Source organism: Candidatus Paceibacterota bacterium (genome assembly GCA_035652395.1).
Taxonomy (GTDB): Bacteria; Patescibacteriota; Minisyncoccia; order Phycocordibacterales; family CAJBRS01; genus JADGRH01.
The window spans coordinates 289775-302477 of record DASRDX010000009.1 but is presented as its reverse complement, the minus strand read 5'-3'; the positions used below and the strand labels follow the sequence as shown (position 1 = coordinate 302477).

Here is a 12703-nt window from a genome sequence, read left to right as displayed (position 1 = left end):
AACAAGAATAACTCTCGCGGAGCCTCTTTCCGACAACCCTATCAAAAGCCTACCATCCTCTGATGGCGGGTTTTTTAATTTAAATATGCTAAGATTTTGTTAAATACTATATAAAATGGCTTACGATTTTAACCCTCTCAAAAACAAAGTAAAAGAAACGGAAGGCTGGCTTTCCAAGGAGTTTTCGGGTATTCGGACAGGCCGCGCCACCCCCGTCTTATTGGATTCTCTTCAGGTGGAGGCTTACGGCTCTCGGACCAACATCACTTCTTTGGCTAGCGTCACTATCGAAGATCCGCGCACTTTGCGCATCACTCCTTGGGACATGTCCGTCGCTAAGGATATTGAAAAAGCTATTGTTACCAGCAATTTGGGCGTTTCGGCTGCCTCGGATGATAAAGGTCTGCGCGTCTCTTTTCCGGAGTTAACAACCGAAAGACGAACCACTTTGAATAAAGTTGTAAATGAAAAAGCTGAGGAAGCACGTATTCGACTGCGTCAGGAACGCGACAAAACCTGGAAAGATCTTCAGCAAAAAGAAAAAGATGGGACTATCAGTGAAGACGAGCGAACGCGACTGAAGGGAGAAATGGAAAAAATTATTCAGGAAGCTAGCAAGAAAATTGATGAACAGGCGTCCAAGAAAGAGAAAGAAATCATGTCGTAGTATCTAAATTCTTATGCTGGCCATCATCATTTTTATTATTGTTCTCGCCGTTCTTATTTTCGTTCATGAGCTTGGTCATTTTGTGGTGGCTAAGCTTTTCGGTATTCGAGTTGATGAGTTTGCTTTAGGTTTTCCGCCCCGCCTACTATCGTTCCGGCGCGGCGAAACCCACTACTCTCTCAATCTCATTCCTTTTGGGGGTTACGTCAAGATCTTTGGCGAAGATCCGGACGAGACTTCCATTAGTGGTCCCGACAGTCGTCGGAGTTTCGTCAACAAACCCAAATATATTCAGGCTCTAGTCTTAATTGCCGGTGTCACCTTTAATATCCTTTTTGCTTGGATACTTTTTACCGGCAGTTTTATGTCGGGACTTTCGGCTCCGGTTGGCTATCTCGGTTTAACCAACGTTCAAAATGCTCATGTTCTTATTTCGGACGTTCTGCCAAACTCGCCGGCGGCCCAAGCCGGACTGGCCGCCGGCGACCAATTAAATTCCGTCTCAACGCGTTCCGAAACTCTGGAAGGCTCATCCCTTACATCCGAAAATGTTCAGAATTTAATTGCCAAGAGTAATGGAAGTCCTATCGCCATCGATTACGAACGAAAGTCAGTGCCGCATTCTACGACAGCTACCGCCAAGAATGGCCTAGTCGCAGATAAAATTGCTCTGGGAATTTCGATGGAAGAAGTTGGGGTGCTGAAAGATAATCCTCTACAGGCCATCGCAGATGGCACGAAGGTTACTGGCACCGTTATTAGCCAGACGGCTGTTGGACTAGCCACCTTCATCAAAAATATCTTCGTCGGTCATCCCGACCTTTCACAAGTGACGGGGCCGGTCGGCATTGTCAATTATGTTGGAGAAGCGTACTCTCTCGGGTTTCTCTATTTAATTGCTTTCACCTCGCTTATCTCTATTAATCTGGCTCTAATCAACATCCTACCGTTTCCGGCGCTTGATGGGGGACGATTACTCTTTGTTATAATTGAATCTATAAAAGGGTCGCCAATTAAACCGAAAGTGGCAAACGCTCTCAACAACATCGGCTTCGCCCTTCTAATTCTTTTAATGATCGCTGTTACTTATCACGACATCGCCAAATTTTTTGTGAAATAAATGGAATCAATCAATTTTGAAAATAAAAAGTCGAAAACAGAAATGGCCATTAAGATGGAAATCGAAATTGGTCTAATGAAGCGATATTTGCAAAAGCACAAGCTTCCAAAGAATATCGAAACCGAAGGAGGGTGGACCGATAAATACTCCAACGATTTTAGAGAAATATTTCAAAGATTAATGACAGAGAATCCCGATTTTTGGCCTGCTGACCCTTCCGAACAAGAAGCCGCTTTTGATTCTATTGAAGAGGAATTATATTCGCCACTTGAAGCAGCCGCGTAGAAGTTTAAGCCATGTAAAAAAGGCTTATTTCTGCTATATTTATTGAATGCGACAATCTGAACTCTTTACTAAAACCCGCCGCGAAGGGCCGAAAGATGAAGTAGCCAAAAACGCCGAATTGCTAATCCGAGCCGGCTACATTCACAAGGAAATGGCGGGTGTTTATTCTTTTTTGCCGCTAGGCTTAAGAGTGCGGGAAAAAATTGAACAAATCATTCGAGAAGAAATGAACGCTATTGGAGGGCAGGAGCTTTCTTTGACCGCTCTCCAAGACAAAACTCTCTGGGAAAAATCCGGCCGTTGGAGTGACGAGGTGATTGATAACTGGTTTAAGACAAAGTTGAAAAATGAAAGTGAAGTCGGACTGGCCGTTACTCACGAAGAGCCGCTCACTAATATCGTCAAGGGTTTCGTTAAGTCTTATCGTGATCTACCAGTCTACGCTTACCAATTTCAAACTAAGTTTCGAAATGAACTTCGAGCCAAGAGCGGTATTCTGCGCGGAAGGGAATTTTTAATGAAGGACCTTTATTCTTTCTCGCGGACGGAAGAAGAGCATCAGGATTTTTATAAAAAAACCGAAGAAGCCTATCGAAAAATCTTTGAGCGAGCCGGCATCGGAGACAAAACCTACTTTACTTTTGCCAGCGGTGGAATTTTTTCCAAATATTCTCACGAATTTCAAACTCTCTGCGATTCAGGTGAGGACACAATTTACGTGGATGAAAAGAAGGGATTAGCAATTAATAAAGAAGTCTATGATGATGAAGGCTTAAAAATGGCCGGTCTCAAAAAGGCCGATTTAAAAGAGAAGAAAGCCATCGAAGTGGGCAATATTTTTAGTTTGGGAACCCGCTATTCTGAGGCTCTAGATTTGAAATTTGTTGACGAAAAGGGGAAGGAAAAACCGGTAATTATGGGCAGTTACGGTATCGGCGTGGGACGTCTCCTTGGCACCATCGTAGAGGTTCTGGGCGACGAAAAGGGCATTGTCTGGCCCGAAAGCGTCGCCCCATTTAAAGTTCATTTGATCCATCTGGCCGGCTCTGATAAGACTAAAGAAAAGGCCGATGAGATTTATCAGGGCCTTATGAGTGCTAAGATGGAAGTACTTTATGACGATCGTGATTTGCGGGCGGGCGAGAAGTTTCAAGATTCAGATTTAATCGGTCTTCCTTATAGAGTGATTGTCAGCGACAAGACTCTGGAGAGCGGCCGATTGGAGATGAAAGTGAGAGCTAGCGGCGAAACGAAAATGATTGGCGAGGATGAATTAAAAAGTCTGTAAGTTGTAAATATCAAAAAAATTAAGTGGTCAAAACAAAAAGAGGGAAATTTCAAAAATGGTTTTCAAACGAGATCGGCATTGATCTCGGCACGGCTAATACGCTGGTCTATGTTTCTGGACAGGGAATTATTCTGAACGAACCGTCAGTGGTAGCGGTCAATCAGAAAACCGGCCGAGTAGTGGCGGTAGGGGCGGAGGCCAAAGAAATGCTCGGCCGCACCCCAGCGCATATTTTAGCGGTCCGACCGCTGGTTGATGGCGTCATTTCAGACTTTGAAGTAACGGAAGAAATGATGTCATATCTCATCAAGAAAGCTGAACAGGGCTCAGGTAAGTTATTAGGGCCGCGGGTGGTAGTTGGCGTACCATCGGGAATTACCAATGTGGAGCGGCGTGCGGTGCGTGACGCTACCAAGAATGCCGGCGCCCGCGAAGTTTATTTAGTGGAAGAGCCTATGTCGGCCGCTATTGGCATTCGTCTGCCAATTCACGAGCCGATCGGTTCAATGGTAATTGATATTGGTGGCGGTACCACTGACATTGCAGTTATTTCTCTTGGCGGTATTGTCCGTTCTAGAAATCTAAAAATTGCCGGTGATAGACTAAACGACGATATTGTTTCTTATATTCGCAGCGAATTTAAAATATTAATCGGTGAAAAAACGGCCGAGACTATTAAGATGATGATTGGCTCGGTACTGCCGGTTAATCCGCCGCTTGAGGCAGCTGTTCGCGGACGAGATTTAGTAACGGGCTTGCCTCGGGAAGTTATTATTACTGATTCAGACATTCGGGAAGCCATTGGACCATCAATTGATAATCTGGTTGAAGCCGTCAAAGGAGTGCTGGAGACCACTCCGCCGGAGATTCTCTCTGACATCATGAGGCAGGGTATTTATTTAGTGGGCGGCGGAGCCTTGATTAAAGGTTTGCGCGAAATGTTGGAAGAATATCTCGGGCTGCCCGTTCATATCGCTGATGATCCTCTGACTTCCGTTGCTCGCGGCACCGGTATTATTCTGGAAAATCTGCCGCACTTTGAAGAAATCCTTATTGAGAACGAAGATGACCTACCTCTCCAGAGATAATCGACGGCGAAGCAGACAATTCTCCTGGATCACTGTAGCGGTGATTATTTTTATTATTTTAATTTTGTTAATCTGGCTATTCTCTGGATTCTTTGGCACTCTTCTTAATAAAATCGGAGTGCCAGTTTGGAAAGCGACGAGTGCTGTCGGCCAAAGTACTTTTTGGAGCGGTTTTAGAAGTAAGGAAAAATTAGCCGCCGAAAATCAAAAATTGCTGGATGAAGTTAATCGGCTACAAGCTGAAGCAAATCTCAAACAGACAGTGATTGATGAAAATAATTCTTTGAAAGAAATTTTGGGAAGAAAGGGGAACCAGAAGTTGATTGCGGCGACCATTTTAGTCTGGCCGCCGCAATCTCCCTACGACACTATGGTAGTGGATGCCGGTGTCAATGAGGGCGTCAAGAGCGGTCAAATGGTCCTAGCTTATGGCAATTTGGCCGTCGGCCAAATCGCCTCCGTCTCCGCCGACACCTCGGTCGTTCGCCTCTTTTCTGCTCCAGGCTCAAGCAATCAGGTGATAGTGGGCACTAGCACCAAGGCTACCGCCACTGGCGCCGGCGGAGAGAATTTGCAGCTCACTTTGCCTGTCGGCACCCCAATTAATAAAGGAGATCCCGTCCTTCTCGGCGGATTAAATCCTATCTTGTTGGGCAATATTGAAGCTATTGAGGCACCCCCAAACGGCTCATTTGAAACTCTGTATTTTAAATTACCGGTCAATATCAACACTTTAAGAATGCTGGAGATAGTTTCCAAATAAAATGATCAGACGTTTAATCATAGATTTATTATTGCTCCTCACTATTTTTCTCGGTCCATGGTGGCTTTCTTTACTTCTTCTTTTAATGCCGCTTTTTTATTTCTCCCGGCCGCCGTTTTATGAGGCTCTATTTGTCGGATTTCTACTGGACATTCTCTACGGTCTCGGTGAGGATAGAGTTTTTCTATTTTCCCTTATTTTCACCACTACCACTTTTATTTTATTAATCGCTATTAATCTATTTAAAACCCGGCTAAAGTATTATTAAGAGCATCTATTAATAATGAGTTGGAATAAATTTAAAAAATTTTTCAGTCGGACATTCCGTCGAACAAACAGTCATGAGATCGCCCCTGACGAGATTTTTTTGGATTCAAGCAATTTACCGGATTTTGACACTGACCAATTTGAAGGACGGCTGGAAAAACCAATCGGGCGGCGTAATCTTCTATATATTGGCGGATTTTTTATTCTGGTAGCTCTGGTCTTTGTCGGCCGGGTCTGGAATCTGCAAATTCTTCAAGGAGCAGTTTACGAAAAAAGAAGCGAGAACAATCATTTGCGAAACGATGTCATCATTGCTTCCCGCGGGCTGATTACCGATCGAAATGGCGTAAAACTGGCTTGGAATGAAGTAGCTTCGGACCAAACTGATTATTCCCTTCGACAGTACACGGATCTTGGAGGATTGAGCAATCTGCTCGGTTACGTTAAATATCCGGCCAAAGACACTTCCGGGTTTTATTATCGGGATACTTATTTGGGGGCCGATGGAGTGGAAAAATATTACGACAAGGAATTAGCCGGCTCGAACGGTTTGAAAATCACCGAGACTGATGCTTTGGGTAATGTCCAGTCTCAAAGCGTGGTAGAACCGCCACAAAATGGCAAAACCCTAACTCTTTCCATTGACTCCAGAGTGCAAAATAAGCTCTATAATCTAATTGCTTCCACCGCCGAAAATTCCGGCTTTACCGGTGGAGCTGGCGTTTTAATGAATGTTCATACCGGTGAAATTTTAGCTTTAGTCACTTATCCCAATTACGATTCCAACATCATGACGACAGGCGCAGCCACTTCCGTAAAAAATTATTTAAGCAATCCAAGCAATCCCTTTCTCGATCGAGCCGTTGCCGGCCTTTATACACCGGGCTCTATCGTCAAACCGTTTTTAGCTATCGGTGCCCTCAATGAAGGAGTAATTTCTCCGGACAAAAAGATTTTAAGTACCGGCTCTATTTCTATTCCCAATCCGTACCATCCCGGACAAAAAACCATTTTCAACGACTGGCGAGTCAATGGCTGGACTGACATGCGTCAAGCTCTGGCCGTTTCGTCCGACGTTTATTTCTATGAAGTCGGAGGCGGGTTTCAGGATCAGCGTGGCCTTGGTATTTCCAATATTGAAAAGTATGCCAATCTATTCGGGCTCGGTCATGATTTAGCTAATACATTTTTTGACGGGCCGGCCGGCACTATTCCCAGCCCTGAATGGAAGGCCAAGAATTTTAACGGCGAAGAGTGGTTTTTGGGAGACACATATCATACGGCGATCGGTCAATATGGTTTTCAGGTCACACCAATTCAGGCAGCTAGAGCGGTAGCGGCAATTGCCAACAACGGAATTCTTTTAATGCCAACTATTCTTAATCAACCCTCAAGCGGCCAGACTTCCACTATTTCAATTAAAGATCCAAATGATTTCACTATTGTGAAAGAGGGGATGCGCGAAGCGGTGACGACTGGCACCGTGACCGCTCTCAATACTTCTTCAGTGGCAGTAGCAGCTAAAACAGGAACGGCCGAACTCGGTAGTGCCAAGCAGTATGTTAACTCCTGGGTAGAGGGTTTCTTTCCATATGAGAATCCGGAATATGCTTTTGCTCTAGTTATGGAGAAGGGTCCGGCGCACTATGCCTCCGGGGCGCCAGCCATTATGCGTGAGTTAGTGGATTGGATGTCTGCCAGCACACCGGAATATCTGCATTAAACGGTCGCCGCTTCGCGGCGACCGCCATTGAAAAAATCAAAGCTCTGTTATAGCATCAGGGACAGATGAATTTCGACACCCAAATTTGCTATGCCATTGGATATGCGGAACTTGGAATGAGGGAAGAATCTCTTCAAGTCCTGGCCAAGATTGAAAAAGAATACCCCACTCACATCAAGACTCTTCAATTGAAGTATCACTTTCTTGTGAAAGAGGAAAAGTGGGAAGAGGCTGCTCGTATTAGCCAGGAAGTTTGCCGGATTGCCCCCGACGAGGCCGAAGGCTACCTGAACGCCTCTTATTGTCAGTTTAGACTTGGCAAAGTAAGCGAAGCCAAACAAACGCTCCTCGAAGGACCCGTTATGTTGTTGAGCAATCCAATCTACTTCTATAATCTGGCGTGTTGCCACGTGATTTTATTAGAAGAAGTCGAGGCGGTAAAAAAAATGAGACAGTGTTTTGAAATCTGTCCTTCCTACCGAGAAGTAGCCAAAAATGATACCTTGCTGTCTGCGATTTGGCACCTGCTTTAGAACCCGACCTTTTGCCTTTGCTAAAGGTCTTTTTTATTGACACCCCAGTTAATTCTCTGTACAATCTACCTTTAATTTTCAGCTTACAGCCATGGACCAGAAAGAATATCTAACCAAAGAAAAATACGATGAATTAAGCCAAGAGCTCGATCATCTAAAAAAAGTCCGCCGCAAGGAAGTGGCTGACAATCTTGAGTTTGCCAAATCTTTAGGCGATCTTTCCGAGAATGCCGAATATCACGAAGCTCGAATCATGCAGGCGGAAATTGAGGAGCGCATCAGCAAACTGGAAAATATTTTAAAGTCGGCTGAAATTGTCTCGCCTCATCACAGTACCATCGTGGATGTCGGTTCCACCGTCATTGTTCAGAAGGAAGGGGAGAAAGCAAAACATACATATAAATTAGTCGGCTCCGAAGAGGCCGACACGGCCACTGGCAAAATCTCTTTTCGTTCACCGCTTGGGCAGGCTATGTCCGGCAAGAAAAAAGGCGACTCCTTCTCTTTCAATACTCCAAAAGGACAAGTGAGCTACAAAGTTATAGACATTGAGTAGTATAATATCTACTAATGGCTTCACTGGAAGAAATCCGCAAAACTCGACTGGAAAAACTCAATCGGCTTAAAGAGACCGGTATGGATCCATACCCGATTTCCACCTCCATCCAAATGACTCTGGCAGAGGCAGAAAAAAACTTCAACTCTCTTGAATCGTCCAAGAAGGAAGTGACGGTTGGAGGAAGGATGATGTCGTCGCGCTCTCAAGGAGCTCTTTCATTTGTCGATCTCTATGACGGTACGGTCAAATTTCAGGCCCTGCTTTCAAAAGATAAAACCGATCAATTTGATTTATTCTTAGAAACTTCCGACATCGGTGATTTCATTGAAGTAAACGGCTTCCTCTTTACTACCAGTCGCGGCCAGCACACTGTTGAAGTGAAAAGCTGGCGGATGCTTTCCAAAAGCTTGCGACCATTGCCGGAGAAATGGCACGGCCTGCAGGACGTAGAAGAGAGACTTCGCCGCCGATATCTTGATATTTTATTTAACTCCGAAGTAAAGGATCTTCTGCTGAAGAAAACTATTTTCTGGAAAGCGGTTCGTGATTTTCTGATCAAGGAAGGTTTTGTGGAAATTGAGACGCCGGTTCTCGAGATCACGACGGGGGGAGCTGACGCGAAACCCTTCAAAACTCATCACAATGCTCTAGATTTGGAAGTGTATCTGCGCATTTCGGCCGGCGAGCTCTGGCAGAAGGAATTAATGGTGGCGGGACTTCCCAAAACTTTTGAGATCGGTCGCATCTTTAGAAATGAAGGTATTTCGGCCGAGCATCTCCAGGATTACACCCAGATGGAATTTTACTGGGCTTATGCCGACTATGAGAAAGGTATGGAATTGGTAGAACGACTTTACAAACATGTGGCTGAAGAAACTTTCGGTACTCTACAATTTCAAATCGGTGAACATCAAGTGGATCTTTCAAAAAAATGGGAGCGATATGATTATTCGGAGACTATAAAAAAATACACGGACCTCGATATTAGTTCTGCGACACTCGATGAGATAGAAGATAAATTGGATGAGCTTAAAATTAAATACGACAGAAAAGGCTGGAACAAAGCTCGAGCTCTGGATTCAATTTGGAAATATTGTCGCAAGCAATTAACGGGACCGGGGTTTCTAGTCGGCGTGCCAAAAGAAGTCTCACCGCTCGCTAAAAGCGATCCGAAAAATCCGAATGTCACCGCTCGCTTTCAGCCCATCATCGCCGGCAGTGAACTTGGTAATGGCTACAGTGAGCTTAACGACCCCATTGAGCAGGATGAGCGCTTTAAATCCCAGGCTGATTTGCGCAAGGCAGGGGATGAAGAAGCTCAAATGCACGCTCATGAATTCGTAGAAGCTCTGGAGTACGGTATGCCGCCAACCTGCGGCTTTGGCATGAGCGAGCGCCTCTTCGCTTTCTTAGCCAACAAACCTGTTCGCGAGACCCAAATTTTCCCTCTTTTGAAACCTCGAGAGTAAGTTTGACATTTGCTCCAAATTGTATTATAATTCTAAATAGAGCGGTAAAATCCGCAAATCAGGTGTCCGCTCACGCGGACTTAATTTTTTGCCTGTCTGCAGTTTTTAAAAACATGAGGCCAACTCTTTTTGGTACAGTAACTATCTACAACGACAATCATGTGTCTGGAATGATTCATCCAGACGAGGAGAAAGCACCACTCATTCGTTTCGACAAGAGCGGCGCTTACATTTTGGCACCCGGCGAAACGGAACCCTATTTCAGTGGCCCATCCCGGCCGGCCTTCCAACTCAAAAAGGGCGACCGAGTGGCTTACAAAAGAACAATTCGCGGCCGAGAATTCGTAGCGGACAAATATGCCACCGAGGAAAGCTACAGAGCGATTGAGGCGAAAATCACAATCTATCGTGTCTACCACAAGGGCGGTACGATGGAAGGATCTCTTTCGCAGATCGAGAAAGCCAATCTTCTCGATGTCACAGGCTTTTCCGTGCGCAAGAACGGCCGATTCGTTCGCTGCAAGGATCCGCGGAGGCCAAAAGTATGTGACACGCGAGTGGAGGAGAAGCCGGTCGAAACGCCTAAACAGGCAGCCCAGTTTTATCTGGTCATTCGCAAGGAGCTCGACAATAATGGGGAGATCAAAGAAGAGAAGTTTGCCGGCTCCCTAGAAGAGATGGTGGAACGCTTTCCAGATGGACGACTCGATCCGAGCGAAATAGTGGAAGTGGAATTTTCCGTTCTACAGTCAACAGAATGGATTCCATGCGAAGATCCACGTTCGAAGCTCATTGCGGCTTAAGAGCTGCTTAATTCAAAACGCCTTGGCGACTTACCCTCGCCAAGGCGTTTTCTTTTTATGAAGAGAATATCTATTCTTCCAACTACTTTTATTTTTCTTAGTTATCTATTTCAGTAGTTGTCTAGAAGAACTTTTTGGCGGTCTAGCGAAAATAATCTGGGGTTTGTCGAGAATTCGGCCGCCGACCTATCGAAAACCCCAGATTATTGAAGCCTAGAGCCAAAATGGGGAATTGTGGATAACTCTGTTGAAAGGTGGATAAGTGTGGGATATGATAGTTATCAAGTGGGAAGAAGTGGTATTCCGAAATCTTTTCTAAGCCTTTAGATTTCGGAATACTCTCTCTCGCCACAAGCGTCTACCGCGTAATTAATATAGATGAAATGCTGATCGGCGAATATATTCACACAGTTGATGACAAGAAAAGAATTTCTCTGCCGGTACGCTTCAGAAAAGAAGTGGGGAAGAGAGTAGTTGTGACGCACGGGTTAGATAATTGTCTCTTTCTCTATCCACTGGCGGAGTGGAAAAAGATCTCTGAAAAATTAGGAGCGTTGGGAATTGGCCAGAAGGACACGCGAGGCTTTAATCGCTTTATGTTAGCTGGCGCAGCCGAGATTGAAGTTGATTCTATCGGTCGCATCCTGATTCCTGAATTTTTAAAAGAGTTTGCGGCGCTCACAGATAAAGTAGTTTTTGCCGGCGTTCACAACCGCATTGAGATCTGGAACGAAAGACGTTGGAACAATTACAAAAAGACAGTTCTCCGACAAGCTGATCAGTTGGCGGAAAAATTGGGAGAAATCGGAGTCATTTAGTCAGCTATCAGATGCTAGTCTTGAAGAAATTCGAGACTAGCATCTGGAAGCGGAAGAAAAACTGCGAGAAATGAAAAATGTCCACCAGAGTGTTCTTTTAAATCAGAGTTTAGACAATTTAGATCTTAAGGATGGAGACATCTTTCTTGATGCTACTTTGGGAGGCGGAGGCCACAGTGCCGAGATAGCACGGCGCTTTGGTGAGCGGGTGGAGATAATAGGCTTTGATCTTGACCCACAAGCCCTTCAATTGGCCAAAGAGGCTATTGAGCCCTTTAGCCGAAAATTTGCCTTAAAAGTGGCAAATTTTCGGAACCTCGACCAAGCTCTGGACGAGCTCGGTAAACCTAAAGTGACAAAAATCCTTTTTGACCTTGGCTTGAGTTCAAATGAACTGGAGCGATCAGGCAAGGGATTTAGCTTTCAAAAAGACGAACCGCTCTTAATGACCTTCGGAAATCCAGAGAATTCGCCTTTAACGGCCCGAAACATCGTCAACACTTGGCAGGAAGAAAATCTGGCCGATATCATCTACGGTTTCGGCGGAGAACGATTCTCTCGACGAATTGCTAAAGCGATTGTGGCCGAACGGCAAAAGAAGGTCATTGAGACTACTTTCGATTTAGTTCGAATCATCGAAAGGGCCGTTCCAGTCTTTTACCGCCGTGGCAAAATCCACTTTGCCACTCGTACTTTTCAGGCCCTGCGCATTGCTACTAACGACGAATTAAGCGCTCTGAAAGAAGGATTGATAAAGGCACTGGAGAGATTGGAAATCGGCGGCCGACTGGCAGTGATTTCCTTTCACAGCTTGGAAGATCGGATTGTCAAACAATTTTTCAATAATAAAAAGAAAGAATTATTTATTAGTTTAATTAACAAGAAGGCTATTGTACCAAGTAGGGAAGAGATTAAGGCAAATCCTCGCTCTCGCAGTGCAAAGTTGAGGCTTGTAGAAAAAATAAAATGAGAGCTCGCGCATTACAATTAAATAGAACGGGATCGTTAAACAGACTGGAATCACCAGTAGTTTTTTGGGGAGTTATTTTGGCCCTAATTTTATTTGTCGGAATTTATGGATATTTGGTGAACAAAACTGTCTGGAATGTAGTGGCAAGACAGCGGGCCGAGAAGAATATCACTCTTCTCAACACTCAATTAGGATCTCTGGAATCAAATTACATGTCTCTGAAAAATAACATCAATCTCAACTTGGCCCATTCCCTGGGCTTTAGTCAGACCACTGACACTAAATATATTAACCGGCCGGCTCTTGGCCGCCTCTCTTCCAATACGGTAGAATAGGCTTAATGTCCGAGC

The 12703-nt window shown here is 44.8% G+C and carries 15 protein-coding genes; all 15 read left to right on the top strand.

Features of this window, described 5'->3' with window-relative positions; all coding sequences use genetic code 11:
- Window positions 1-115 precede the first annotated feature (115 nt).
- The 15 genes from frr (at window position 116) to VFA52_01815 (ending at window position 12688) form a co-directional block, all read left to right on the top strand.
- Window positions 116-667 carry a ribosome recycling factor gene (gene frr, locus VFA52_01885; GenBank protein HZS42948.1) on the top strand — a complete coding sequence of 184 codons (552 nt, stop codon included), beginning with the start codon at window positions 116-118 and terminating at the stop codon, window positions 665-667.
- Window positions 668-680: 13 nt separating this feature from the next.
- A complete protein-coding gene (gene rseP, locus VFA52_01880; protein ID HZS42947.1) occupies window positions 681-1787 on the top strand; it encodes an RIP metalloprotease RseP in 1107 nt (368 codons plus the stop codon).
- Window positions 1788-2072 (top strand): hypothetical protein, encoded by a 285-nt coding sequence (locus tag VFA52_01875; GenBank protein HZS42946.1) that lies wholly within the window; start codon window positions 1788-1790, stop codon window positions 2070-2072. It abuts the gene before it with no gap.
- Between the two features lie 46 nt (window positions 2073-2118).
- Window positions 2119-3360 (top strand): aminoacyl--tRNA ligase-related protein, encoded by a 1242-nt coding sequence (locus VFA52_01870; GenBank protein HZS42945.1) that lies wholly within the window; start codon window positions 2119-2121, stop codon window positions 3358-3360.
- Between the two features lie 23 nt (window positions 3361-3383).
- Entirely contained in the window at window positions 3384-4448 is a 1065-nt protein-coding gene (locus VFA52_01865) for a rod shape-determining protein (protein HZS42944.1), read from the top strand.
- Complete coding sequence (gene mreC / locus VFA52_01860) at window positions 4426-5211, top strand: rod shape-determining protein MreC (protein HZS42943.1); 786 nt, start codon at window positions 4426-4428, stop codon at window positions 5209-5211. The genes VFA52_01865 and mreC overlap by 23 nt, the downstream gene beginning before the upstream one ends.
- A gap of 1 nt (window position 5212) precedes the next feature.
- Window positions 5213-5479: a hypothetical protein gene (locus VFA52_01855; protein ID HZS42942.1), complete on the top strand. Its 267-nt coding sequence runs from the start codon at window positions 5213-5215 to the stop codon at window positions 5477-5479.
- Between the two features lie 15 nt (window positions 5480-5494).
- Complete coding sequence (locus VFA52_01850) at window positions 5495-7201, top strand: penicillin-binding transpeptidase domain-containing protein (protein HZS42941.1); 1707 nt, start codon at window positions 5495-5497, stop codon at window positions 7199-7201.
- A 65-nt stretch (window positions 7202-7266) separates the two neighbouring features.
- Window positions 7267-7734: a hypothetical protein gene (locus tag VFA52_01845; GenBank protein HZS42940.1), complete on the top strand. Its 468-nt coding sequence runs from the start codon at window positions 7267-7269 to the stop codon at window positions 7732-7734.
- 91 nt (window positions 7735-7825) lie between these two features.
- Complete coding sequence (greA, locus tag VFA52_01840) at window positions 7826-8290, top strand: transcription elongation factor GreA (protein HZS42939.1); 465 nt, start codon at window positions 7826-7828, stop codon at window positions 8288-8290.
- 14 nt (window positions 8291-8304) lie between these two features.
- A complete protein-coding gene (gene lysS / locus VFA52_01835; protein HZS42938.1) occupies window positions 8305-9762 on the top strand; it encodes a lysine--tRNA ligase in 1458 nt (485 codons plus the stop codon).
- Window positions 9763-9875: 113 nt separating this feature from the next.
- Window positions 9876-10565, top strand: a complete 690-nt coding sequence (locus tag VFA52_01830) for a hypothetical protein (GenBank protein HZS42937.1) — start codon at window positions 9876-9878, stop codon at window positions 10563-10565.
- Window positions 10566-10948: 383 nt separating this feature from the next.
- Entirely contained in the window at window positions 10949-11383 is a 435-nt protein-coding gene (gene mraZ, locus VFA52_01825; GenBank protein ID HZS42936.1) for a division/cell wall cluster transcriptional repressor MraZ, read from the top strand.
- 70 nt (window positions 11384-11453) lie between these two features.
- Entirely contained in the window at window positions 11454-12353 is a 900-nt protein-coding gene (rsmH, locus tag VFA52_01820) for a 16S rRNA (cytosine(1402)-N(4))-methyltransferase RsmH (GenBank protein ID HZS42935.1), read from the top strand.
- Window positions 12350-12688: a hypothetical protein gene (locus VFA52_01815; GenBank protein HZS42934.1), complete on the top strand. Its 339-nt coding sequence runs from the start codon at window positions 12350-12352 to the stop codon at window positions 12686-12688. Before rsmH ends, VFA52_01815 begins: the two co-directional genes overlap by 4 nt.
- Window positions 12689-12703 lie beyond the last annotated feature (15 nt).